General features: G+C 32.7%; 30 protein-coding genes and 1 tRNA gene. 22 read left to right on the top strand and 9 right to left on the bottom strand.

The window, feature by feature from the left end:
* Positions 1 to 33: 33 nt before the first annotated feature.
* From GMA17_RS07610 to GMA17_RS07595, 4 genes are all read right to left on the bottom strand, one after another.
* Complete coding sequence (locus GMA17_RS07610) at positions 34 to 1,404, bottom strand: methylmalonyl-CoA mutase subunit beta (protein ID WP_248395013.1); 1,371 nt, start codon at positions 1,402 to 1,404, stop codon at positions 34 to 36.
* Positions 1,397 to 1,723: a septum formation initiator family protein gene (locus GMA17_RS07605; RefSeq protein ID WP_248395012.1), complete on the bottom strand. Its 327-nt coding sequence runs from the start codon at positions 1,721 to 1,723 to the stop codon at positions 1,397 to 1,399. The genes GMA17_RS07610 and GMA17_RS07605 overlap by 8 nt, the downstream gene beginning before the upstream one ends.
* Positions 1,723 to 2,331, bottom strand: coding sequence for a uridine kinase (gene udk / locus GMA17_RS07600; protein WP_248395011.1), 609 nt, complete (start codon positions 2,329 to 2,331; stop codon positions 1,723 to 1,725). Before udk ends, GMA17_RS07605 begins: the two co-directional genes overlap by 1 nt.
* 90 nt (positions 2,332 to 2,421) lie before the next feature.
* Positions 2,422 to 3,531, bottom strand: a complete 1,110-nt coding sequence (locus GMA17_RS07595; protein ID WP_248395010.1) for a PQQ-dependent sugar dehydrogenase — start codon at positions 3,529 to 3,531, stop codon at positions 2,422 to 2,424.
* Between the two features lie 119 nt (positions 3,532 to 3,650).
* On the opposite strand from GMA17_RS07595, the gene GMA17_RS07590 reads away from it, so the two are divergent.
* Positions 3,651 to 3,728, top strand: a tRNA-Pro gene (locus GMA17_RS07590).
* A 265-nt stretch (positions 3,729 to 3,993) separates the two neighbouring features.
* Here GMA17_RS07590 and GMA17_RS07585 read toward each other — a convergent pair.
* A complete protein-coding gene (locus tag GMA17_RS07585; RefSeq protein WP_248400594.1) occupies positions 3,994 to 5,085 on the bottom strand; it encodes a BamA/TamA family outer membrane protein in 1,092 nt (363 codons plus the stop codon).
* Between the two features lie 256 nt (positions 5,086 to 5,341).
* On the opposite strand from GMA17_RS07585, the gene GMA17_RS07580 reads away from it, so the two are divergent.
* The 6 genes from GMA17_RS07580 (at position 5,342) to GMA17_RS07555 (ending at position 8,594) form a co-directional block, all read left to right on the top strand.
* Positions 5,342 to 5,770, top strand: a complete 429-nt coding sequence (locus tag GMA17_RS07580) for a peptidylprolyl isomerase (RefSeq protein ID WP_248400593.1) — start codon at positions 5,342 to 5,344, stop codon at positions 5,768 to 5,770.
* A 236-nt stretch (positions 5,771 to 6,006) separates the two neighbouring features.
* Entirely contained in the window at positions 6,007 to 6,336 is a 330-nt protein-coding gene (locus tag GMA17_RS07575; protein ID WP_248400592.1) for a YtxH domain-containing protein, read from the top strand.
* 5 nt (positions 6,337 to 6,341) lie between these two features.
* Positions 6,342 to 6,692, top strand: coding sequence for a phage holin family protein (locus GMA17_RS07570; RefSeq protein ID WP_248400591.1), 351 nt, complete (start codon positions 6,342 to 6,344; stop codon positions 6,690 to 6,692).
* A 3-nt stretch (positions 6,693 to 6,695) separates the two neighbouring features.
* Entirely contained in the window at positions 6,696 to 6,896 is a 201-nt protein-coding gene (locus GMA17_RS07565) for a DUF6327 family protein (RefSeq protein WP_248400590.1), read from the top strand.
* Positions 6,897 to 7,048: 152 nt separating this feature from the next.
* Positions 7,049 to 7,585 (top strand): YSC84-related protein, encoded by a 537-nt coding sequence (locus tag GMA17_RS07560; protein WP_248400589.1) that lies wholly within the window; start codon positions 7,049 to 7,051, stop codon positions 7,583 to 7,585.
* A 115-nt stretch (positions 7,586 to 7,700) separates the two neighbouring features.
* Positions 7,701 to 8,594: a YihY/virulence factor BrkB family protein gene (locus GMA17_RS07555; protein WP_248400588.1), complete on the top strand. Its 894-nt coding sequence runs from the start codon at positions 7,701 to 7,703 to the stop codon at positions 8,592 to 8,594.
* Between the two features lie 82 nt (positions 8,595 to 8,676).
* Here the strand turns inward: GMA17_RS07555 and GMA17_RS07550 are convergent, their stop codons facing one another.
* Positions 8,677 to 8,862: a CsbD family protein gene (locus GMA17_RS07550; RefSeq protein ID WP_248400587.1), complete on the bottom strand. Its 186-nt coding sequence runs from the start codon at positions 8,860 to 8,862 to the stop codon at positions 8,677 to 8,679.
* 222 nt (positions 8,863 to 9,084) lie between these two features.
* Here GMA17_RS07550 and GMA17_RS07545 point away from each other — a divergent pair, with 222 nt between their 5' ends.
* The gene (locus tag GMA17_RS07545; protein WP_248400630.1) at positions 9,085 to 9,324 is read left to right on the top strand and encodes a Rho termination factor N-terminal domain-containing protein; all 240 of its coding nucleotides are present in this window, start codon (positions 9,085 to 9,087) and stop codon (positions 9,322 to 9,324) included.
* 47 nt (positions 9,325 to 9,371) lie between these two features.
* Positions 9,372 to 10,394, top strand: coding sequence for an AI-2E family transporter (locus GMA17_RS07540; RefSeq protein WP_248400586.1), 1,023 nt, complete (start codon positions 9,372 to 9,374; stop codon positions 10,392 to 10,394).
* Here GMA17_RS07540 and GMA17_RS07535 read toward each other — a convergent pair.
* Positions 10,391 to 11,341, bottom strand: coding sequence for a lipid A deacylase LpxR family protein (locus GMA17_RS07535; protein ID WP_248400585.1), 951 nt, complete (start codon positions 11,339 to 11,341; stop codon positions 10,391 to 10,393). The genes GMA17_RS07540 and GMA17_RS07535 overlap by 4 nt on opposite strands.
* Before the next feature lie 190 nt (positions 11,342 to 11,531).
* Here GMA17_RS07535 and GMA17_RS07530 point away from each other — a divergent pair, with 190 nt between their 5' ends.
* From GMA17_RS07530 to GMA17_RS07505, 6 genes are all read left to right on the top strand, one after another.
* On the top strand, positions 11,532 to 12,143 hold the full coding sequence (locus tag GMA17_RS07530; protein WP_248400584.1) for a nitroreductase family protein: 612 nt from the start codon (positions 11,532 to 11,534) through the stop codon (positions 12,141 to 12,143).
* Positions 12,144 to 12,165: 22 nt separating this feature from the next.
* The gene (locus GMA17_RS07525) at positions 12,166 to 12,807 is read left to right on the top strand and encodes an NADPH-dependent F420 reductase (RefSeq protein WP_248400583.1); all 642 of its coding nucleotides are present in this window, start codon (positions 12,166 to 12,168) and stop codon (positions 12,805 to 12,807) included.
* A gap of 229 nt (positions 12,808 to 13,036) precedes the next feature.
* Positions 13,037 to 13,579, top strand: coding sequence for an AraC family transcriptional regulator (locus GMA17_RS07520; protein ID WP_248400582.1), 543 nt, complete (start codon positions 13,037 to 13,039; stop codon positions 13,577 to 13,579).
* A gap of 24 nt (positions 13,580 to 13,603) precedes the next feature.
* Positions 13,604 to 14,050 carry a response regulator gene (locus GMA17_RS07515; protein WP_248400581.1) on the top strand — a complete coding sequence of 149 codons (447 nt, stop codon included), beginning with the start codon at positions 13,604 to 13,606 and terminating at the stop codon, positions 14,048 to 14,050.
* Positions 14,051 to 14,055: 5 nt separating this feature from the next.
* A complete protein-coding gene (locus GMA17_RS07510; protein WP_248400580.1) occupies positions 14,056 to 16,650 on the top strand; it encodes an ATP-binding protein in 2,595 nt (864 codons plus the stop codon).
* A gap of 262 nt (positions 16,651 to 16,912) precedes the next feature.
* Positions 16,913 to 17,941: a helix-turn-helix transcriptional regulator gene (locus tag GMA17_RS07505; RefSeq protein ID WP_248400579.1), complete on the top strand. Its 1,029-nt coding sequence runs from the start codon at positions 16,913 to 16,915 to the stop codon at positions 17,939 to 17,941.
* A gap of 148 nt (positions 17,942 to 18,089) precedes the next feature.
* On the opposite strand, the gene GMA17_RS07500 is transcribed toward GMA17_RS07505, so the two are convergent.
* Both GMA17_RS07500 and GMA17_RS07495 read right to left on the bottom strand, forming a co-directional pair.
* Positions 18,090 to 18,242, bottom strand: a complete 153-nt coding sequence (locus GMA17_RS07500; RefSeq protein WP_248400578.1) for a hypothetical protein — start codon at positions 18,240 to 18,242, stop codon at positions 18,090 to 18,092.
* Positions 18,243 to 18,254: 12 nt separating this feature from the next.
* Complete coding sequence (locus tag GMA17_RS07495) at positions 18,255 to 19,622, bottom strand: NAD-dependent succinate-semialdehyde dehydrogenase (RefSeq protein WP_248400577.1); 1,368 nt, start codon at positions 19,620 to 19,622, stop codon at positions 18,255 to 18,257.
* 189 nt (positions 19,623 to 19,811) lie between these two features.
* On the opposite strand from GMA17_RS07495, the gene GMA17_RS07490 reads away from it, so the two are divergent.
* From GMA17_RS07490 to GMA17_RS07460, 7 genes are all read left to right on the top strand, one after another.
* Positions 19,812 to 20,141 carry a YtxH domain-containing protein gene (locus tag GMA17_RS07490; protein ID WP_248400576.1) on the top strand — a complete coding sequence of 110 codons (330 nt, stop codon included), beginning with the start codon at positions 19,812 to 19,814 and terminating at the stop codon, positions 20,139 to 20,141.
* 6 nt (positions 20,142 to 20,147) lie between these two features.
* Entirely contained in the window at positions 20,148 to 20,510 is a 363-nt protein-coding gene (locus tag GMA17_RS07485) for a hypothetical protein (protein ID WP_248400575.1), read from the top strand.
* A gap of 27 nt (positions 20,511 to 20,537) precedes the next feature.
* Positions 20,538 to 20,747: a hypothetical protein gene (locus GMA17_RS07480; protein ID WP_248400574.1), complete on the top strand. Its 210-nt coding sequence runs from the start codon at positions 20,538 to 20,540 to the stop codon at positions 20,745 to 20,747.
* A 57-nt stretch (positions 20,748 to 20,804) separates the two neighbouring features.
* A complete protein-coding gene (locus tag GMA17_RS07475) occupies positions 20,805 to 21,239 on the top strand; it encodes a hemerythrin domain-containing protein (protein WP_248400573.1) in 435 nt (144 codons plus the stop codon).
* A 171-nt stretch (positions 21,240 to 21,410) separates the two neighbouring features.
* Positions 21,411 to 21,860, top strand: coding sequence for a PA2169 family four-helix-bundle protein (locus tag GMA17_RS07470; protein ID WP_248400572.1), 450 nt, complete (start codon positions 21,411 to 21,413; stop codon positions 21,858 to 21,860).
* 187 nt (positions 21,861 to 22,047) lie between these two features.
* Complete coding sequence (locus GMA17_RS07465) at positions 22,048 to 22,206, top strand: DUF1328 family protein (protein WP_008635694.1); 159 nt, start codon at positions 22,048 to 22,050, stop codon at positions 22,204 to 22,206.
* A 34-nt stretch (positions 22,207 to 22,240) separates the two neighbouring features.
* The gene (locus GMA17_RS07460; protein ID WP_248400571.1) at positions 22,241 to 22,399 is read left to right on the top strand and encodes a hypothetical protein; all 159 of its coding nucleotides are present in this window, start codon (positions 22,241 to 22,243) and stop codon (positions 22,397 to 22,399) included.
* The last annotated feature ends 23 nt before the right edge of the window (positions 22,400 to 22,422 follow it).

The raw sequence follows: 22,422 nt of genomic DNA, 5'->3' as shown, positions 1-22,422 counted from the left end.
TCACTGTACAAATTTGCCTTTTATAGGAATGGGTTATTGTTCCGTTTGCAAACGGTCTTGTTCCATATTTTCGGCTAATCGTCGTTCAATTATAGGAGCAATAAGGGTTTTTCTTGCTTGGGTTTTAACAAAAGGAAACAACTCCAATTCATCGGCCATTTTATCGGCTTTATTTGGATGTTTATTTGTTCCAAGTAAGGTTATTTTTCCAGCATCAAATTGCGCTTGTTCTTTGTTGGCACTTTCTTTTATTTTACGTTGAATAATGCCGTCTTTTAACTGTTTTAAAAAACCACCGTTAGTTTCAATATCTTTAAAAAGTTCCAATCCTTTTTCAGCTAACTGATCTGTTAACGTCTCCATATAATAGGAACCTTCGGCAGGATTCTTAACTTGATCAAAATAACTTTCATGCTTTAATATTAAAAGTTGATTCCGTGCAATCCGATCTCCAAATTCATTATTCTTATGATAAATAGCATCATAAGGCATATTGTAAATGGTATTGGCACCTCCTAAAATAGCACTCATACATTCCGTGGTTGTACGAAGCATATTGGTATTATAATCGTAAATGGTTTTGTTACGTTTGGTTGGAACCGCAAAAATATGACAGGTTGTATTAAATCCATAATCTGCTGCCAATGCCTGATATAAAACGCGTAAGGCACGAATTTTGGCTATTTCAAAAAAGTAATTGGAGCCAATAGCTATTTGAAAAACTGTTTTAAATGTTTGTTTTTCTGATGCTGAAAGCTGCTCATTTAAATAATTAAAATATTCATTGGTATGTGCCAAAGCATAGGCTAATTGTTGGACCATATTAGCACCAGCATTTTGATACAAACTAGTGTCAATAGTGGCCGTGTTTGAAAGTTTTACGATGTTCGTAAAAGCGTCATGATCTGCACTTAAATTAGAAAACCAATTGCCTGTTCGTGCTAGATTTCCAATAATATCTGTTTGGATGATGATTTGATTATTACCACCTAAATTGGTGATTTTTTTAGCAAAAGATTCTGATAAAAATTGGACCTCAAAATAGATTGTCGTTTTTTTTAAGTCAATATCTTTTAAAAGATCATCTACAGAAACGCTATCATTGGGAATAATGAATTTAATGCTTTCAGCGCCATTTTTTAAAGCAGAAATAGCAATACCGTTGGCTACGTCAATATGTTGGACAAAAATGGTCTGACAAATATTCCAGGGCGTATTTGGAATGGCTTTGGTTGAAACATTTTCTAACATATCTTGATGGTAAAATGGTTTCACATTAATACCTTCATTGGATTGCCAAATAAGTGTTTCGTTATAATCGGCACCTTTTAAATCCGATTGAATTTTTTGTTTCCACTCTTTGGAAGATACTTCTGGAAACAGGCTAAATAAAGGTTTAGTCATTTTTATTTTCTTTTGGAATACTATCTTCATATTCAATTATAAAGATTTCTTCATTAGCTTTCTTCATATAGTATTTTTCGCGCGCTAATTTTTCAACACCTAATTCGCTACTCAATTCTTTAATGGCTTTTTTATCCTTTTCAATTTCTTTATTGTAGTACTCTTTTTCAGTTTCAAGTTCTTCAATTTCCGTATTTAATTCTCTGTGAATTAAATAGGAATTGGCATCAAAGAACATCATCCATACAGCAAATACCACAACTATTACGATGAAAATATTTTTAAAAGGTTTTAAATATTTGCTATTTAGCTTGGCCATTATACTAAACGTTGATTGATAATAGTTTTAACAATATCCACAGCAACAGTGTTGTATTTATTGTTTGGAATAATAATATCAGCATACTCCTTCATGGGTTCAATAAATTGTTGATGCATGGGTTTAAGCGTGTTTTGATAACGGCTTAAAACTTCATCTAAATCGCGACCACGTTCTGAAATGTCACGTTTTAATCGGCGAATTAGGCGTTCATCACTATCGGCATGAACAAATATTTTAATATCGAACATATCTCGTAATTCTGGATTTGTAAGTATTAAAATACCTTCAACAATCATAACTTTTCTTGGGTGTGTAAGAATTATATCACCTGTGCGATTGTGTTTTATAAACGAATAAACAGGTTGATGAATATCATTTCCTTTCTTTAATTCTTTTAAATGCGATTCTAATAATTCAAAATCGATGGAGCGCGGATGGTCAAAATTTATTTTTACACGTTCGTCATAGGATAAATGTGTCGTGTCTTTATAATAAGAATCTTGAGAAATTACACCAACTTCACCTTCTGGAAGTTGATCAAGAATCTGATTTACAACGGTTGTTTTACCACAGCCAGTACCACCAGCAATACCAATAATAAGCATGAATTATTTTTTTAGTTATGGTTACAAATTTAGTTATTTAGGATGGAATTTATTGGTTCATTTATTTAAACTTCGCTATTGATGTTTGATTTACGCTTTTTTAGGTAGAATTTTTACAATTCCAAGATTTTCAATTCCAACATAAATATAGCCATCTGGACCTTGTACAACGGATCTAACCCGGCCTAAACCATCTAACAAGCGTTCTTCTTTTATAACTTTTTTGCCTTCAAGATAGCACAAATCTAGGTATTGAAACTTTAATGAACCTACCACAAGATTCCCTTTCCAATCTGGATATATAGAACTATTAATAAATGCCATGCCGCTTGGTGCAATGGAAGGATCCCAATAATGGATAGGTTCCGTCATACCTGGTAAGGTTGTTTTATTTGTAATTTCTGTTCCAGAATAATTTACGCCATACGTAACTTTTGGCCAACCATAATTATTGCCAGCTTGTACAATATTAATTTCATCGCCACCTTTTGGACCATGTTCATGAATCCAAATAGATTTTGTTTTAGGATGAATGGCCATGCCTTGCGGATTACGATGACCATATGAATAAATAGCTTTTTTGGCATTTGGTGTGGTTACAAAAGGGTTGGTTGTAGGAGTAGAGCCATCGTCATGTAAGCGATAGATTTTCCCGCCATCTTTAGTTAAGTCCTGTGGATTGACATCCCGATTACCACGATCGCCAATGGAGAAAAATAAAAAGTTGTTGTTATCTATTACAATTCGTGAACCGAAGTGCTGACCTGCTTTTGTATTGGGGGTTGCCTTGTATAGCACTTGAAAATTAACTAATGCGTTATTGCTCAGTTTTGCACGCGCAATTGCGGTATGTCCTCCTTGACCATTACCATCTGAAGAAGCATAGGAGAAATATATCCATCCGTTAGACTTATAATCAGGATGAAGTGCAATATCCATTAAACCACCTTGTCCATAAACATGGATTTCAGGAAGTCCTGTAATGCGTGTTTTCTTACCATTTTTGAAATGAATAAGTGCTCCCGATTTTTCTGTAATCAGCATGGCGTTATCAGGCAGAAACACAAAGCCCCAAGGGTTTTTTAAATCAGGAACAACCACTTCATGGGAATGATGGATATTTGTTGGGTTTTTATCTTGAGCACACGCCAAAATGCTCATAGAAAGAATTAATGCTAATATGTAAAAACGTGATTTCATGATATATATAATTTAACTATAAATTTAAAATTTTTTTGTTGCATGATTCTAAAGAAAAGCTATATATTTGCACCTCGGTTTTAGAATGTTTATTTTAAAACTGAAAAAGATAGCCAATTCGGGGTGTAGCGTAGCCCGGTTATCGCGCCGCGTTTGGGACGCGGAGGTCGCAGGTTCGAATCCTGCCACCCCGACCAATAAAGCCTAAAATCTTAATGGATTTTAGGTTTTTTTATGCCATTACGTCGTCGTTGTTAGAGGATTGAAAGTCATGGCATAAAAAAAAAAGTCGTTAACTGCGCCAGCAGTTTGAGCTTAATTGAGCAACGAACCCACTTCAGGGTCTGCGCAGCTAATGGATACTATATGTTTTCATTTTTATTTTTAGACGAACGACAGTGCTGTCTGTAGTCTTATTTATTTGAAAAAAAATACTGCTGGCATGAATCTCCATCCCAATAATTACTTTCTGTTATTCCAAGAACTTCCAAATATTATATAATACCCAAAGTCGTTATTGGACCATGCAACATCTATTCCCATCCGAATTTTAAATTTACGCGCAATTAAATATCGAAATCCAGTACCGTAATTATAAACTAATTCAGAGTCCACAAAGGATTCATTTTCTTTTACTGCTTTTGCTAATCCCCCGAAACCAACTAAACTCCATCGTTTGGTGAAATCAAAGCGCTGTTCGGTTTCAATGAGATGTGTAGATCGACCTTGATAACGCATTTTAGGAACCCCTCGTAAATTTATGGAAGGCTCCACATAAAACGGCGACTCGTTAAACTGAAATTCAGACGCCCAACGAAGTCCACTAACCAATTCGGGAATAAATTGGTGATAGTACTGCGCAGACAGTTCTAAATTACCAAAGTTATAATCACTTCCTGTCCAATCTGCATTAAAATGATAGGTAGCGTTAATTAAAAAGCCATTGTCTGGTGTAAAAATATTATCACGGTTATCAAATTCTAAAACAATCCCTGGACTGCTCAAATTAGTTTTCAGGGATTTTTCATCAAGAAAATCAGGTAAGGTTATAAAATCAAATTTAGGTGTTACTTCATTTTTTAAGTATAGGTATTCTATTCCAACAAATAGACCGGTATTATTAATTTCCTTTAAGAGGGAAAAAAATATAGGTAATGCCTTAAAATTAAATGCAAATTGTTTTTCACCAATTATAGGAATGGTTCTATAGAAATCCATATTTACGGATGAATAGGCCATCATGACCTGATATTTCAAGCCATATTTAGGGAGTGAAGCCATTCTGATAGCACCTACCATCCAAGTATCATTGGCCGTATAGCCACCAAAAACGGATGTAATATTAGGAGGCGTGTATTCACCTTCTATTTTATTTTTATTGGGACTAATAAAAATGGGAGAAATAACACCGCCAATATTGCCTAAAGCTGGTTCGGTTATGGGTTGAATTAAAGGGATAAAACCTTTCGGATTTAAAAGAAAATCGCTGAAATCAATTTTGTTGTCTAATGAATCTCGAAGCGTACTCTTTTTTTTTTGTTTGCGAAAACACACAAGCAAACATGAGAACAGCCAATAAGGTGAGTAATATGTTTTTTGAGTTTTTAATGCGAAGAAAATGAACGCCAATGGATAATTGAATTAAATGAAACAATTTAAGATTTTTTTTTAATAGGTAAATCAAGAAATTATGGTTTTTCCTTTGTTTCGGTTAAAATAAACGTTAATATTTTGATAAGACATTGAGCAGCTATGGTATTCCGACTAATAATTGTTAGTTTTGCACGAATTTAAATTAAATACAATTTTTATGAGTCATGTAAAAGAAAATGATACTGTACAAGTTCATTACACAGGAAAATTAAGTAGTGGTCAAGTTTTTGATAGCTCTGCAGATAGAGAGCCGTTAGAATTCACACTTGGTCAAGGTATGCTAATTCCTGGTTTTGAAAAGGCAGTTTTAGATATGAAAGTAAACGATAAAAAAACAGTCGTAATAGAAAAAACTGAAGCATACGGAGACGTTCAGAAAGAACTATTTCATGAAGTGAAAAAAGATCAGTTACCTCAAGACATTAAGCCGGAAGTGGGAATGGGACTTGCGTCTAAAAACCCTGATGGAACAGAGCACCAATTTCGTGTTGCTGCTGTAAATGATGATCATATTATTGTTGATGGAAACCATCCATTAGCTGGTCAAGATTTAACTTTCGAATTAGAGTTAGTGGCTATCAAATAAACATTTTTTAAATATTCCATTATAAAAAAGCTTGAGGTTCACTCAAGCTTTTTGCATTTTAACTGTAAAATGTTCCATATTAATTTCGTTATTGTGATAATCTATATTACCACATAATAAATTTATAGACTATGTCGTCATATATGCTGAAAATTCACTAAATTAGAGTTGTAAGATTTTTAATATTTTTATTAAGATTTATACTGAATTATAATTTAAAATAAACATCAAATATCATGGGAAAAGAAAGTAGTACATTATTAGGAATTTTAGCAGGCACAGCCATTGGCGTAACATTAGGAATTCTCTTTGCTCCAGACAAAGGTTCAAATACGAGACAGCGAATTGCAGATGAAGCAGGACATGCTCGTGATAAAATGAGTGAAACAGCGCATGATTTACGAGACAAAGTAGCCCATACAGTCACGCATAGGAAAGAAGATTTTGATCAGCAATTGGAATCTATAGTAAGTAATGTGAGTCATAAAACGGAAGACGTTATCACAAGTTTGGAGAAGAAATTAAGTGACTTGAAAGCTAAAAATAAGAAGTTCCAAAAATCATAATTTAAATGAATATTTTCGAATCTTTAAGTGAAACGACTGGCAAAATGACCGATGCTGGAGAAACGTATGTTGAAAAATCGCAAGAGTATTTTAAGCTCAAGATATTTCAACAGTTAACAGTATCCATAAGCTTGGTTGCTAAAGCATTAGTTATTGGAGGATTACTTGCCATAGGGCTACTATTTATTGCTTTTGCATTAGCTTTAGCTATGGGCGAATGGTTGGGAGATTTAGCACTTGGTTATTTAATAGTTGCTGGTGTTTTTTTACTTGTATCAGGAATAATTTATTTAAAAAGAGCAGCCATTAATAAAGTTATTATTAAAAGCCTTTCTACTAAATTTTTTGATTCATAAATTATGAAAAACTACGAATCTTTTACAGATATAGAGTCTGACTTGAAGCGCTTAAATTTAGAGCGTAAAATAGCTTTAGAGGAAATGAAACTTCTTAAAACAGAATTTAAAGAAGATTTAAAACCGTCAAATTGGGTGAGTACACTACTTAATCTAGCGGGAAAATACGGTTTGTATATGATAATGAAACGTTTTCTAAAATAGTAATAACGTATTTGCTATAAAAAAAAATCCATATTCGCAATATGGATTTTTTTTATGACTTAAATTATATACGATAAGGATTTTACGTATTGTGTCATTATTAATGCAGGTATATAATTAAGTTTGGGTATTAATAATTAAAACTTAAAACTATGAATACTTTAAAAACAATTATGGCAGCATGCCTCCTTTTTATAACCGTGGGTGCCGCTGCACAAAATGACAAAGACATTAAAATAATGAAAGATGCCGAGAATGCAAAAACCATGATCTTGGAAAAAGATGCCGGTTTTGAAAAATTCTTCAAAAGTGCTTCAGGTTATGTAATTTTTCCAAATGTAGGAAAAGGTGGCTTAATATTAGGTGGAGCTAGTGGTAATGGTGTTGTTTATGAAAATGGTAAGGCTGTAGGTATGGCTGATTTAAAAGAATTAAGCGTTGGCTTAAAAGCTGGTGGTCAAGCTATTGTTGAGGTTGTTTTCTTTGAAACCGATGAGGCTTTATCTAAATTTAAAGAAGGAAATTTTGAATTTGGAGCTGAAACGTCTGCAGTAGCAGTGGATAAAGGTGTTTCTAAAAACATCAGTTATAGCGATGAAGTAATTGTGTTAACCATGCCTAAAGCAGGTTTAATGGCAGACATATCTGTTGTTGGTCAGAAATTTAGTTATCACAAATTTAAAATGTAATTAAATAAAATATATTTTTAAAAAAGGGTTGGCTTTAAAGTCAACCTTTTTTCAATCAATTAAAAGCGCTAAATTTAGGTGTTGGGCTTGTACGAACTTTTTAATTGCAAAAAACATGAACCAAATAAATAGTGAAAAATTTAAATTAAAACATTTGCCATCGCTTATAGTGGATACTTATAAAGCATGGGATGCTAATGAACCGTTTAGATTAAGTGCGGTTGTAGCCTATTATGCCGTTTTATCCTTGCCAGGGCTTTTAGTTATTATCATAAATTTGGTAGGATATTTTTGGGGTGTTGAAATTGTACAAGGTCAATTAACTAATGAAATTTCAAGAGCTTTAGGTAGTGATGCAGCTGAATCTATACAAGCTATGATGGTTGAAACCCAAAATAATGAAAAAAGTACATTGGCAACCATTTTGGGAATTGGTACTTTAATTTTTGGTGCAACGGGTGTATTTTATCATTTGCAAATATCTATTAATCAAATTTGGAAAATAAGTTCGGAGAATAATATGGGAATTTGGAAAATGATCTTGGATCGTGCCCGTAGTTTTGCGTTTATTCTAGCCATTGGTTTTTTAATGCTTATTAGTTTTTTAATTACAGCAATTATATCAGCGTTAAATGATTATATCCAAGGGTTGTTTCCAGACCTAGTAGTTTATATTGCTTTTATATTCGATTTTCTAGTGTCCATAGGTGTCATTACCTTACTGTTTGCACTCATATTTAAATTTCTACCGGATGCAAAAATTAAGTGGAAAACGGTATGGATTGGCGCTTTAATAACCTCCGTTCTATTTGTTTTAGGAAAGTTTCTTTTAGGCTTATATTTTGGTCAGGCAAATCCTGGGTCAACTTATGGAGCCGCAGGAACCATCGTACTTATATTACTCTGGGTGTCTTACTCCTGTTTAATTTTATTTTTTGGAGCACAATTTACATGGGTTTATGCGGAACGTTATGGCCTTGGTATTAAGGCGAGTTCAAAAGTTGAATAATACGTCTATAAAAAACAAAAAAAAATATCCCTAAATTTATATTTAGGGATATTTTTATGAATGGTAGATACGTAATTCGTAATTACCACTCTTTAATTTCTTTTTCAATTTCTTCTTTAGTTTTACCCGTTTTTTCTTGAAGTTTTCCAACCATTTCGTCGAATTTACCTTCCGAGTACGTTACATCATCATCTGTAAGCTTACCATACTTTTGTTTAAACTCACCTTTTACTTGTTTCCATTTTCCTTCTAATTGATCCTTATTCATGATTTTTAAAATTTAAGTTAATATTCTTTTAATTGTTTTGTAAATATAGCTTCCACTTGGAACAACAATGAACTCAATTAATAAAAAAATGGCAGTAATAAATATTTATTCTATCACGTATTGGCATTCATTATTTATTGGATAGTGTTAAAGATTTAAAAAGTAATCCTACATATTTGGTATCTATAAATCATGTTAAATAATTTTTATAAAACTTTAAATATGGATATCCCAAGTATAAAAAACGAAGAACAATATGAAGCTTTACGCGACAAAGGTTATAGTAAAGAAAAATCGGCAAGAATAGCCAATTCCCCTAATTCGGGAAAAAAGGGAGGTCAAGCAAAACCTTATGAAGATTGGACAAAACAAGAGCTTTATAATCAAGCACAAAATGTTGGAATTGACGGACGTTCTAAAATGAATAAATCTGAATTAATAAATGCTTTAAGAAACAATTAAAACCTATATTTATTACAGGCAATTATTAACAAGCAAACTAATACTATATGAATACTATTCCACCTAAAGTTATCCGTCAACTATTCTTATTAATGTTGATACTGCTGGTTAGTATTTTAATTTTTCGGGAAATTATTCCTTATTTCTCCGGCGTTTTAGGAGCTATTACCATTTACGTTCTATTAAGAAAAACAATGAGTAAACTGGTTAAGCGCGGTTGGAATCCTAATATGGCAGCTATAACACTGATGTTAATGTCATTTTTTACTATATTATTACCTATTGCTGGTGCGGCGTTTATGTTAGGTAATAAAATTACCAAAGCCGTTGAGAACTCCGAACGCGTTACAAAAATTGTTAAAAGCCAAATGACTGAAATTGAAAGTCGTTTTGGATATGATTTATCGTCTCAAATTGATGCTTCTGCTATATCAGGTTGGTTATCTGAAAATTTACAAAGTTTTGCTGGAGGCACATTTAATACGGTTATTGCTATTTCTATAATGTATTTTATGCTCTATTACATGTTTACAAATAGGCGGCAATTACGAGAATCTTTAATGGATTACATTCCAATAAACCGTGATAATTTAAAGTTAGTGGGTAATGAAATGCATGCTATGGTAAGAGCAAATGCGTTGGGCATTCCTTTGGTAGCAGTAGCTCAAGGTATTGTGGCGCTAATAGGTTTTTTAATTTTCGGAATAGATTCGCCTTTTTTCTGGGCCGTAATTGTAACCATAGGTTCCATGGTACCATTTGTGGGTAATATGTTAGGAACACTCCCTGTTTTTATCATTACTATGGCAAGTGGAAACACCTTTGAGGCTTGGGGAATCCTTATTTATGGTATTGTAATTGTAGGATCTACCGATAATTTAATTCGCTTGTTTGTGCTTCGGAAGTTGGACGATGTTCACCCATTAATCACATTAATCGGTGTTATTATAGGGATTCCGTTGTTCGGTTTTATAGGGTTAATTTTTGGTCCTTTATTAATCAGTTTGGCTTTAGTAATCATCCGCATTTATAAGAAAGAATATGCCAGTCAAGAAGAAAATGCACTCTAAAATCTGTATAATACCTTTAAACTTCCAAAGGAGTGGTTTTTGGTCCTGTCAAATTCTCCTGTATTAAATTGCATGGAAAATGTTGCCGCAAAACGTTTATAGGAATATTGAACACCTGCATGTGATGTAAAAATATAATGATTTATTTGTGTTTCTGGTTTGGCTAAATTGGTATTGAAAATATTTCCTTGTATTGTGGCATTGTAAAAAGATACTTTATAACCTACGCCATAATCAAAAAACCATTCCGCATGTTCATTATCAGAAAATAGACCGTTTTTACTGCCTACAGATGCATTTATGCTATTCAGTTTTCCTATTCTAAAATGTAATTTTGGCCAAATATAGGTATGAATATTTCCTAAAGACGCATCAATAGAAGCATAGGTGTCCATAAAGCCAATACTATAAATGTCATGAGCATAGGTACCGGTAAAATTTAGTCCAAATTGATTAGGAATTTGATCACTCCAATCCACGGGTTCATCTTTTGAGATATGTTCGTGAAAATAGTTTTGTAAGGCACCAGCTTGCGATGCTTGCCCTAAAATTCCTATTTCTAAACCAAAACGCAAATACGCTTTACTAAAAAGATAATTGGTTTGAAATTCGGCATAACTCCAACCCGCGTAAGGTCTTTCAATAATTTCGTCGTCTTTCGTTCCATCATCAAGATAATTGGGTGTGTAAGCCTCAATATTTATTCCTGCCATTAAGGAATGGCCTTGTTTGTTCTTAAATAGCGCTCCTAAATAATTAGTGGTATTGGTTTTCCATCTATACCTAGCACTGATGCCGTATGTGTAGTTTCTATCCGAGGTATTGTATATAACAAAAAAGTCATTATCTGTTACAATTTCTATTTCATGTTTATACGTTTTAGTGTCTTGAGCAAATATTACAATATGTATTAAAAATGCTAAAGTAAGGAGGCTATATTTAATCATTTATCAGTTTTAAAAAAGGCAAAGATATTTGAAATTATACCTGTTTTCTTCTCAATTACGTTTTTTGTTAACGCAATAAAATTTATTTTTTTATTTTTATTGCATCAACTTTTTAGGGGATAACGGCAAATATTTCGAACATAAATAAATATTTTGCAACGGTAAAAAGAACCTAAAAAATCTAGAAGCTATGACGTCACCAAATCAAATACAATTAGAAAATATAGCCGAAACGGATTTTGAAATATTTGCCTTATTAAAGCAACGATATAGTCCTCGTGTTTTTAAAAATGAATTAATAAACAACCGCCATCTGGGCCAATTATTTGAGGCCGTCCGTTGGTCTGCAAGCTCAAACAACTTACAACCATGGCGATTTATATATGGCGTACAAGGAACGGAAGCTTACCAGAAAATTTTTGATTGTTTAAGCGATTTTAATAAAACCTGGGCAAGTAACGCACCACTTTTAATGTTGGCGGCATATAAAGAAACAAATACAGAAGGAAAGGAAAATTTTCATGCCTTACACGATTTGGGATTGAGTTTAGGGAATATGACTATGCAGGCGCAATATTTAGGTATTGGTATGCATCATATGGCTGGTGTAAACTGGCAAGAAGCACATAAAAAATTTAATGTTCCTAATGGGTACCATGTTGCAACGGCAATAGCTTTGGGGTATTATGGAGGCGATTTAGATGTATTACCAGAGGATTTACAAAAACAAGAGATAGATAAACGTAGAAGAAAGCCGCAAGAAAGTTTTGCTTTTAATGGCATGTGGAAAGAAAATAAATAGTAATAGAAAAATTTAAAATATCATGAAAATAGGAATTATAGGAAGTGGAAACATAGGAGGAAATTTAGGAAAGCATTGGGCTAAAGCAGGACATGAAGTTTTGTTTAGTTCTAGGCATCCAGAAAGCCTACAACCTTTAGTTCAGGAAAGTGAAGGGCATGCTAAAGCTGTTAGCGTTGCTGATGCTTTTGAGGCTGATGCTGATGTATATTTATTAGCAACACCTTTTGAAGCTATAGATGAATTAGCTGAAGTTTATGCTGGAGAGTATGGAGATAAAGTTATTATAGATGCTACGAACCCCTATCCTGATCGTGATGGCGAAATAGCACAAGACGTTCGAGATGCAAACTATAATGCTACAGAATATACAGCCATGAAGTTTAATACCGCTAAAACTATTAAAGCATTTAATACCATTAAAGCGGAAGATCTACAAAACTTTGCCTTTAATGATGTGGATAAAATAGCCATTCCTTTTGCTGCTCAAGATGAAGAAAGCAAAGTGTTAGCAAGGCAACTTATTCAGGATATTGGTTTCGAGCCCTTATATGTTGGAAGTTTAAGCGATACTAATATTATGGATCCAGATCAAGCTATTTATGGTAAATCCTTGTCGCGAGAAGACCTACAATATTTAGTAAACGCATCGCGTTCTGCGTAATACAAATTGAAATATTTTATAGACAGAGGCATTTACTGCCTCTTTCTTTTTTTGTAATAATTGGATCCTAAAGAAAGTTGTTTCAATATATGACCATAGGATGACTACAGTAAAAATTGAATACTGATTATCAGCATGTTAATAAATAATTGTTCTTTATGCGAATTTATTTCAGCAAATACATCTACCTTTATAAGGAAAAAATTAAAAGAATAGGCTTGGATTTATCATGATACTGTTTGTAAAATACGATTTAGACTTGGTTTGTAAAACCGTGATAAAAGAGCAATTAGAAGCGTTGGATATTGCGCATACTATCACTAGTATTGGTGAAGTTAAAATCCAAAAAGATTTGGATGCGGCAAAGCGGTCAGCTTTAGAAGACGCGTTGAAAAGATATGGTATTCAAATTTTATCAAATCAAAAGGAAACTTTGGTTGAACGTATAAAGCACACCATTGATGACATGCTTAGGAATAATGATTTACGAACTTTAAAAGTATCTAGTTATTTATCAGATACCTTAAATTATTCGTATGCCCATTTGTCCACAGTATTCTCCGAGAGTACCTATACATCCATTGAAAATTATATGATTCTAAAAAAGGTAGATTTAGTTAAAGAGCGTATTTGTAATACCAATTTAACCTTAACAGAAATAGCCTACCAATTAGATTATAGTAGTGTGGCCCATTTATCAGGTCAGTTTAAAAAAACAACGGGTTTAACACCAAGTGGTTTTCAGCGGATTATGAAAAACAGAAAACAATAAGTATTACTTAATAAAAGGAACGGAATGAATGACATGCTATTAAATATTGTTTTAGCGGATGATGATGAGGATGACAGAATGTTGTTTAGTGAAGCCATTGAAGAAATTGATATGCGCACCAAATTATCATTATTTAACCATGGACAAGAGCTCATGGACTATTTAGTTTTACCTAATGTTGTTTTGCCAAATCTGATATTTTTAGATTTAAATATGCCCATAAAAAATGGTAAGCAATGTTTAATTGAAATTCGGAATAATCCCAAACTAAAAGATTTGTGTGTGGCTATATATTCTACATCCTCGTCAGAAAAAGATATTGAAGATACTTTTTTAAATGGAGCAAATATTTATGTAAATAAGCCCAATAACTTTAGTAAATTGCGAGAAGTAGTCGAAAAGGTCTTACAACTCAATTGGCAATATCATACCTCCAATTTGAATAAAGATACTTTTCTCTTCCGTATCTAATAACTATGAATTTTAAACGCGTTTATACTTCTACTAAAACCTACTTTGTGCTATCTTTTTTAGCACTTGTATTGCTTGTTTTTACCTCTACCATGGCTTATAAACAAATTGTGGTCATGCAGAAATCTGCTGAAATGGTTTCCCATTCGCTACATGTGTATAATGGTATTAGTTTGCTAACAGCTCATTATACCGAAGCGGATTCAGAAGAATTTAGAGATGCACTATTAAAATCTGATAAAAGCGAAAACGTTTTTAAAGCCTATCGTGAAGAAGGACGTGTTATTATGGATAGCTTAATGCATTTGCTAGAAGATGACCCATCACAAATAAAACGTTTACAATCGGTTAAAGGTCTTTTAGGTGACTTATATAATCAGCTTCAAGATTTAGATAATACCAATTTAGAAACCGATGATACTTTGTTGCAATATAGAGATGCGCAAAAGTCTGTAATTAGCATTACGCTCTACCAAATTAGAAGTTTAAAAGGGGACATATTGCGTGAAGAGCAACGGCTCATGCATCTTAGACAAGAAACCTATGAATCCGATAAATCTTTAGCACCGCTTTTGCTACTATTATTAGCATTTCTGGCACTATTAGTTTTTATCCTTTCTTTTTTAAGAATGTATAGAAATAAATTACGGATTAGAGAATCGGAAAACTTTTTAAGAAATGTTCTGGGTACTACGGATAATGTGGTAAATTATTATGAACCCATATTTAATGAGGACAACGATATAGTAGATTTCATCATTGTATATGCCAACGCTTGCAATCGGGATTATTTTGGTTTAGATCCAGATGATATGTTAGGCAAAACGGTTTTAGAGGTGTTTCCGTTTTTTGAAGGACATGATGCATTTAGTAAATTTTTAGAGTGTTATAATACCCAGGAAAAAGTAAAATTCGAAATTGAAATGACCATGAACGGTTCACACATGTGGTTTGAATCGCTCGTTACAACATTGTCCAATGGTATTTTGGTTACCGCTAGAAACATTACCGCTCAAGAGCAGGCCAAAAACACACAACTTAAACTAAAAAAACGATTAGAAAATCAAAATCTAAAACTATTAGATAATCGGGCATTATTGGCTAATATATTTAAAAGCATTTCACACATTGTTATGCACTTTAAATCCATTAGGAATGCGAATAATGAAATAATTGATTTTCAAGTGTTATTTGTAAATGACCGAATTAACCCTGTAAGGGGTGATATTCCCGAAGAAATTAAAAACAGAAACGTGTCAGACGTTTTTCCAGAAATTTTTAAAACTGGCGTTTTCGAGCATTTAGTGAATGCTATTGATAATAACAAAACAGTAAAGTATGATGTTCCTTATGAAAAGGAAGGTAAAACACATTGGTTTTCTGCCACCGCTATAAAATTGGGAGATGGTGTAACGGTTACCATCAGGGAAACCACGGATGAAAAGGAAAAATCTGATCAACTACTCCAGCTAAATGAACAATTGGTTATTAGAAACTCCATTTTAAACGATGCTGAAAGTATAGCCAAAATTGGTAGTTTCTTGTGGTATAAGGATTCAGATACCAGCGAACTATCAGACAATTTTTATCGCATTTTAGGCTTCAGTCCTAATGAATTTTTATCCTCATCAAAAAAATATCGAGATTTTATTCACCCGGAGGATTTACCGATCTATGATATGAGGTTGAAAGAATCAATAAGCGGCTTAACATCCGATGAGTTTACCTATCGAATAATAACGAATAAAGGAAAAATTAAATATCTAAAAACTAACGGACAATTTTTAGATAAAGATGGGCAAACGGTTATGATTGGTGTAGTGCAGGATGTAACACAAACCATCCGTGCTGCTGAAGAATTACGAAAAAGTAATGCGGAACTACAACAGAGTAATGCCGAATTAGAATCGTTTAACCGCGTAGCCAGTCATGATTTGCAGGAGCCACTTCGTAAAATACAGCTCTTTATATCTAGAATTGAAGATATGGAAGGCGAAACATTTTCAGAAAAGGGAAGTAATTACTTTGTGAAAGTTAAGAATGCTTCGGAACGCATGCAAAATCTTATTCAAAATTTATTGGCTTATTCTAGGATTGATAGTAGTAAAACAGATTTAGAGCGCGTTGATTTAAATGATGTATTACTTAAAGTACAAGAGGATTTAGCTAATACCATTAAAGATACAGAAGCCGAAATTGTATTAGATAAGTTACCAGATATCCATGGTGTTTTCTTTCAAATGGAGCAATTATTTGCCAATCTTTTGGCCAACGCTTTAAAATATAGAAGTAAAACGTCGCTCCCTAAAATAGAAATACAATCTAGTAAGGTAAGTAATGCTGAATTACCAACAGGTTTTAGAACCACTAGCCAAGAATATTATAAAATTATAGTTTCGGATAATGGTATTGGTTTTGATAAAAAGCATACTGAAAAAATATTTGAAGTTTTTCAGCGCTTACATCAAAAAACAGAATATACCGGAACCGGAATCGGTTTAGCTATTTGTAAAAAAATTGTAGAAAACCATAATGGTTATATTTACGCAAAAGGAACGTTAGGAGCAGGGGCTCAATTCATAATATTTTTACCAGCTTAATAGCGCAACCATTAAATCTTCACATAAACTAGTTTCACATTGTTTTAACGCAATAAAGCACTTTTTTAATTTTATTTTTTTATTTGCCTGAAAATCAGGGTTTTTGGGCTTAAATCGAAAGATTGTATAACACAATGCCGAAATTGTGTAACAGCAAAGGGTCTTACTTAATCGATCTTTACAGTATCATTAATTATGGATATGCCATTTTAATGATTCGGAAAATAAAGAGATTAATTTACTAACTTAAAAATACGACCTTATGAAAACTGCATATTTAGAAGCCAATACAATACAAGCTACTTTCCAACAATTAGAACAAACATTTGGTGGCACTTTTACAACTGACCATAAAGAGCATTCTTTAAAGGTTGATAGTGAATTAGGAAAAGGAATTATTACAGGAATTTCGTTAAATGATGGAATTACCTATTTGGAATTTGACATGGTTTTTAATCATGATTTTGTTTTAGCTATTAATACGCCAGATAAAAATCCAATCTATTTTACATATTGCTCTAAAGGACAACTAGAGCATAGTTTTGGTGAAACGGGCGAGAAGCGCACGCTGGGAAGTTTCCAAACTGGTATTCTAACCAGTAGAAAAGCGGAAGAAAATTTGCTGTATTTTAAAAAGGATGAGCAATTAAAATCAACGCTTATTTCAGTCCAAACGACAAACTTAAATAATGAGTCTGGTTCTGAAGGGTTAAAGCAAAAATTAAATGATACCTTCTTTAAAAATCACGATGAAGAAAACTTTGTATATATAGGATCTCATAACCTAAAAATTTCTAAAAAAATAGACCAGCTACAGGCTATTTCGCAGGTAGGTTTAGTAAGAAATTTATTAGTTCAAGGATTGGTTCATGTTATTTTAGCATTGGAAATACAACAACATTCAGATGATTTAAATAATAATCACCAAAAAACAGGATCGCTTACCGTTACTGAAATGGAAACTATTAAAACGGTTTCGGATTATGTAAATGAGAATTCAGAAACACAAATTACCATTACAGATTTATATGGCAAATTCGGTTTATCACCTTCAAAATTACAAGAAGGTTTTAAGTTAATGCATGGTCATACTGTAACGGAATATATTAGAGAAGTCCGTATTAAAAAGGCCGAGGGTTTATTGAAAAATACAGATATGAATATTTCTCAAGTGGTTTATACCATTGGGTTAACAAGTAGAAGTTACTTCTCTAAAATTTTTAAAGAAAAGTATAACTGTAGCCCAAAAGATTACAAATTTGCACAGCGCGATTTATCTATGACAGCGTAATAATTATTTTTAAAACCGTCTTTTTTAAGACAAACCCTTAAAACGATTTACGCATTATAATTTTAAACAAAATTAATAACAAACAAAAAGCTCAACGAAATGTTGAGCTTTTTTATTTTTAAGTACTTGTTAATTTTCCTTTAGAAGATTAAAACCATTCAAAATATAATCCTGAAATAATTACAGCTATAACTAATACTATTAGCGCAACAATTACAAAAGTTGCAGTAAACACTGTTTTTTTATCATCTTGTAATAAATAATCTTCTCTATCTGAATCTTTATCTTTAACTACTGGCATAATGTTTATTTTTTAAAGGTTAATATATATTGTTTTCTTATTTACAAATTCGTGGATGCCTTCAACTGATAATTCCCGACCAAAACCTGAAGCTTTGGTGCCACCAAACGGCAATCGAGGATCTGATTTTACCATGGCATTTATAAAAAAGGCACCATCCGGAATCTGATTAATTTGATGTTTGGCAGTTTCAGTATCTTGTGTAAAAACCATACTACCTAAACCAAGTCTGGAATTGGCTGCTAGTTTATAGGCTTCTTCTGCATCTTTTACTTTTATAATGGCAGCAACAGGACCAAAGGTTTCTTCATCGAAAACGGGCATATCTGGCGTGACATTGGTAATTATTGTGGGCTCAAAAAAGGCCTTGTCGCTTTTATTTCCAATAAGTACTTTAGCGCCTTTTTTTACGGATTTATCCACTTGATCTTTCAGGGTTTTCGCTAAATCTTCACGAGAAAGAACACTTAATTCAGTTGCTTCTTTTAAAGGGTCACCAATTTTTATGGAGGTTACTTTATTTTTAAATTTTTCTAAAAATTCATCATATATAGCAGCCTCAACAATAAAACGTTTGGCCGCAATACAGCTTTGTCCAGTGTTTTGCATTCTAGCATTTACCATAGTTTCTAGATGTGAATCTAAATCGGCATCGGCTAGAACAATACACGCATTATTTCCACCTAATTCTAAAACGGTTTTTTTAAGGTTTTTTCCTGCCAATTGGGCAATATGTTTGCCTGCCTTTTCGCTTCCTGTTAAAGACACGGCTTGAATTCTGTTATCCGCAATAATAGTTTCTATTTGATCGTGATCTACTATTAAGGTTTGAAAGCATCCTTCTGGATAACCACTTTCTTCAAATAAGGCTTGAATTGCTAATGCCGAACCTGTAACATTTGCCGCGTGTTTTAATAATACGGTATTTCCAGCTGTAATAGTTGGAATGGCAAAGCGTAAAACTTGCCAAAAGGGATAATTCCATGGCATAATTCCTAGAATACAACCCAAAGGGTCATAACTTATAAAGCTTTCAGAAGCATCGGTATCTATGAGTTCATCTGCTAAAAAATCGTCAGCATTGGTTATGTAAAAATCGGCCAACAAGGCGCATTTTTCTATTTCAGCCATGCTTTGAGAAATAGGTTTTCCCATTTCTTGTGTCATGAGCTGGCTATAATGCTGTTTATTAGTAATAAGCGTATCAGCTAATTGTTTTAGTAAGGTTGTACGATGAGAAATTTCTGTAGTGCTCCATTCCTTGAAGGTTTGGTTGGCCAAACTTAAGTAGCTTTCCACTTTATCGTCCGAAAACTGCTTATAACTTTCCAAGGCATTCCCATTATAAGGGTTTATGGTTTTAATTGTTTTATTAGACATTGCGTTTTTTTTAAGTATTTACAAGGTAATTTTTAACGGTTGTTGAAATTAACCTATTCCATAAAACAATTAACGCGATACCTGAAATTGTTTTACGGCAATAATTAAATGATTAGCGTTAATGTAAACGGCTTATTATCATGATCTTTGAATTATTGAAACACATGTTTAACTTAAAAAATATATACCATGACAAATAACGGAAGTACAGGATTAGGAATTTTAGCTGGAGCAGCTATAGGAGCAGTATTAGGAATTTTATTTGCACCAGATAAAGGAAGTGCTACAAGACAACGCATAGCAGATGAAGCAGAATTACAGAAGCAACGTTTAGCATCATCAGCATCAGATTTACGTGATCGTGTTGCCTCAACTGTAAGCACGGAAAGACATAATTTAGAAGATAGAGTAGAGTCTTTAGTAACAGATGCTAGTTATAAAGCTGAAGATGTTATTACAACTTTGGAAGCCAAGCTAAAAGATTTAAAAGCTCAGAATAAGAAACTTCAAAAATCATAATTAATTATGAATGTTTTTGAATCCATAGGAGAAAAAACAGGAAGAGCTGCAGATATTGGTGAGAACTTTTTAGAAAAATCTCACCAATATTTCAAGCTAAAAGTATTCCAACAATTAACCTATGCTGTAAGCATGGTGGCCAAACTTTTGGCTGTTGGAACCTTATTGGTTCTAGGACTTATTTTTGGTGCATTTGCTGGAGCTATTCATTTAGGCAAACTTTTTGAAAACTTGGCTTTAGGATACCTTTCTGTTGCAGCAATATTCTTTATTATCGGACTCATTATTTATATAACGCGTAAATCTATTAGCGCATATGTAATAATGAAAATAGGCGCTAAATTCTATGAAGATGATATAGATTATTAATTTGAACGTACTATTAAGAAATTAGATATGAAACCACCATACACGAACTTCCAAGACATTGAAATCGAACTAAAGCAATTAAATTTAGAACGTAAAATTGCTTGGGAAGAATTAAAATTACTGAAAACAGAAATCAAAGACGACTTCAGACCGTATAACTGGATTGAGCCTTTAATAAAAGGAGCCAGTAAATATGGTGTATTTGTTCTTTTTAGAAAACTATTTTCAAGAAGATAAAAATGTTGTTTCAATATTTTAATCTTCTTTTTTTATTAATAACTAAACCAAAAAATCATGACAATTTTTGAAGCTATAAGACAAGATCACGATGTACAACGAGATTTGTTAGATAAACTCGTTAAAACATCTGGCGATACCAAAACAAGAGACGAAATTTTTAAAGCTGTGAAAAAACAATTAGAAGTTCATGCAGACGCTGAAGAACGTCATTTTTATAAGCCGTTAATTAGTAACGATATGATGCAAGAACATGCCAGACATGGAATAGCAGAACATCATGAAATAGATGAGCTTATAGAGCAGTTGGAAGATACCGAACGTGATGCGTCATCCTGGCTAAAAATTGCAAAAGATTTAAAACATAAAGTGGAGCATCATTTAGAAGATGAGGAACATAGTTTTTTTCAATTGGCAGGAAAAGTTTTTAGTGATACTCAAAAAACATCTTTGGCCACTTCATACCAAAGTCACATGAAAAATAATTTATAAGGCCCAATTATCACATTACTTTTATTGCGTTAATTTAATATTTTTTTAGATTAACGCATTCTTATTTCTACACGTATCTTTATAATTGTAAGCACTTTAAGTTTTAAGGTGTGAGATGTGAAAAAGCAAGCATCTGTAAATAAATTGCTAAAAATTTAAAAACTTATTATTATGAACCCATACACAAAAGAAGTAGGAAGCAAATTAAACGCCTTATTAGAAAAAAATTATGATGCTGAAAAAGGCTACAAAAAAGCAGCTGAAAACACCGATCACATTGCATTAAAAAACTTTTTCAACCGCAAAGCCGCTGAACGTTATGATTTTGGTCATCAATTAAAGGCTGAAATTAAAAATTTTGGACAAGAACCAGAAACAGGCGGAAGTGCAACTGGTACAGCACATAGAGCTTGGATGGATGTAAAAGCAGTTTTTTCAAGTGACAATGAAGAGTCCATGTTAGAAGAAGCCATTCGTGGAGAGAAAGCATCCGTAGAAGAATACGAAGATGTGCTGAAAGAAACAGCTTTGCCAACATCAACCAGAGATTTAGTTTTAAATCAGAAAAATACGATTTGGCAAGAATTAAACACGATTAAAAAATTAGAAGATTTAAAATAATCTTCAATTAATTTTCTTTTAATCTAGTAATAAGAAGGGGTCTTTTTTTAAAGTGCCCTTTTTTATTGAATTCTATTTGAGTTAAAAGCTATTCTGATTGAGCAAGGCTTAAGTATATTAAATCACGATATTTATATTGTAGAACGCTGATAGCCAGTTTTCTAATTAACCATTAAATACACATATTATGTTACGTTGGACAATTATTTTTATAGTATTAGCAATTATAGCTGGAATCTTTGGTTTTGGTGGAATAGCTGCAGGAGCTGCAGGAATTGCTAAAGTATTATTCTTTATCTTTATTGTACTTTTTATTATTTCACTTATTCGTGGAAGAAAAGTATAAATTATATTCTAATTAACAATTAAAACCAATTATTATGAGAAAATTCCTTTATGTTTTTTTAGTGGCATTCAGTATGTCACTAGTACTGCCAAGTTGTAGAGAACAAAAAAATGATAGCATTGAAGATGTTGCGGATGATGTAGGAGATGCTGCTCAAGATGTAGCAGACGATGTAGAAGATGCTATTGATTAAAATAATAGTACATATATTTTATT

It is taken from the genome of Bizionia sp. M204 (assembly GCF_023205095.1).
In the GTDB taxonomy this organism is placed as follows: Bacteria; Bacteroidota; Bacteroidia; order Flavobacteriales; family Flavobacteriaceae; genus Algorimicrobium; species Algorimicrobium hallyeonense.
This window is presented reverse-complemented; position numbering and strand designations above follow the sequence as displayed.

Bases quoted from the DNA above. Each gene is read 5' to 3' on its own strand.
- GMA17_RS07485 (WP_248400575.1), top strand. From the start codon at position 20,148: ATGAATGTTTTTGAATCCATAGGAGAAAAAACAGGAAGAGCTGCAGAT.
- udk (WP_248395011.1), bottom strand. From the start codon at position 2,331: ATGCTTATTATTGGTATTGCTGGTGGTACTGGCTGTGGTAAAACAACC.
- GMA17_RS07525 (WP_248400583.1), top strand. From the start codon at position 12,166: ATGAAAATAGGAATTATAGGAAGTGGAAACATAGGAGGAAATTTAGGA.
- GMA17_RS07470 (WP_248400572.1), top strand. From the start codon at position 21,411: ATGAACCCATACACAAAAGAAGTAGGAAGCAAATTAAACGCCTTATTA.
- GMA17_RS07605 (WP_248395012.1), bottom strand. From the start codon at position 1,723: ATGGCCAAGCTAAATAGCAAATATTTAAAACCTTTTAAAAATATTTTC.
- GMA17_RS07595 (WP_248395010.1), bottom strand. From the start codon at position 3,531: ATGAAATCACGTTTTTACATATTAGCATTAATTCTTTCTATGAGCATT.
- GMA17_RS07505 (WP_248400579.1), top strand. From the start codon at position 16,913: ATGAAAACTGCATATTTAGAAGCCAATACAATACAAGCTACTTTCCAA.
- GMA17_RS07570 (WP_248400591.1), top strand. From the start codon at position 6,342: ATGAATATTTTCGAATCTTTAAGTGAAACGACTGGCAAAATGACCGAT.
- GMA17_RS07545 (WP_248400630.1), top strand. From the start codon at position 9,085: ATGGATATCCCAAGTATAAAAAACGAAGAACAATATGAAGCTTTACGC.
- GMA17_RS07550 (WP_248400587.1), bottom strand. From the start codon at position 8,862: ATGAATAAGGATCAATTAGAAGGAAAATGGAAACAAGTAAAAGGTGAG.
- GMA17_RS07490 (WP_248400576.1), top strand. From the start codon at position 19,812: ATGACAAATAACGGAAGTACAGGATTAGGAATTTTAGCTGGAGCAGCT.
- GMA17_RS07580 (WP_248400593.1), top strand. From the start codon at position 5,342: ATGAGTCATGTAAAAGAAAATGATACTGTACAAGTTCATTACACAGGA.
- GMA17_RS07495 (WP_248400577.1), bottom strand. From the start codon at position 19,622: ATGTCTAATAAAACAATTAAAACCATAAACCCTTATAATGGGAATGCC.
- GMA17_RS07530 (WP_248400584.1), top strand. From the start codon at position 11,532: ATGACGTCACCAAATCAAATACAATTAGAAAATATAGCCGAAACGGAT.
- GMA17_RS07510 (WP_248400580.1), top strand. From the start codon at position 14,056: ATGAATTTTAAACGCGTTTATACTTCTACTAAAACCTACTTTGTGCTA.
- GMA17_RS07560 (WP_248400589.1), top strand. From the start codon at position 7,049: ATGAATACTTTAAAAACAATTATGGCAGCATGCCTCCTTTTTATAACC.
- GMA17_RS07565 (WP_248400590.1), top strand. From the start codon at position 6,696: ATGAAAAACTACGAATCTTTTACAGATATAGAGTCTGACTTGAAGCGC.
- GMA17_RS07465 (WP_008635694.1), top strand. From the start codon at position 22,048: ATGTTACGTTGGACAATTATTTTTATAGTATTAGCAATTATAGCTGGA.
- GMA17_RS07540 (WP_248400586.1), top strand. From the start codon at position 9,372: ATGAATACTATTCCACCTAAAGTTATCCGTCAACTATTCTTATTAATG.
- GMA17_RS07460 (WP_248400571.1), top strand. From the start codon at position 22,241: ATGAGAAAATTCCTTTATGTTTTTTTAGTGGCATTCAGTATGTCACTA.
- GMA17_RS07555 (WP_248400588.1), top strand. From the start codon at position 7,701: ATGAACCAAATAAATAGTGAAAAATTTAAATTAAAACATTTGCCATCG.
- GMA17_RS07475 (WP_248400573.1), top strand. From the start codon at position 20,805: ATGACAATTTTTGAAGCTATAAGACAAGATCACGATGTACAACGAGAT.
- GMA17_RS07575 (WP_248400592.1), top strand. From the start codon at position 6,007: ATGGGAAAAGAAAGTAGTACATTATTAGGAATTTTAGCAGGCACAGCC.
- GMA17_RS07500 (WP_248400578.1), bottom strand. From the start codon at position 18,242: ATGCCAGTAGTTAAAGATAAAGATTCAGATAGAGAAGATTATTTATTA.
- GMA17_RS07480 (WP_248400574.1), top strand. From the start codon at position 20,538: ATGAAACCACCATACACGAACTTCCAAGACATTGAAATCGAACTAAAG.
- GMA17_RS07535 (WP_248400585.1), bottom strand. From the start codon at position 11,341: ATGATTAAATATAGCCTCCTTACTTTAGCATTTTTAATACATATTGTA.
- GMA17_RS07610 (WP_248395013.1), bottom strand. From the start codon at position 1,404: ATGACTAAACCTTTATTTAGCCTGTTTCCAGAAGTATCTTCCAAAGAG.
- GMA17_RS07520 (WP_248400582.1), top strand. From the start codon at position 13,037: ATGATACTGTTTGTAAAATACGATTTAGACTTGGTTTGTAAAACCGTG.
- GMA17_RS07515 (WP_248400581.1), top strand. From the start codon at position 13,604: ATGAATGACATGCTATTAAATATTGTTTTAGCGGATGATGATGAGGAT.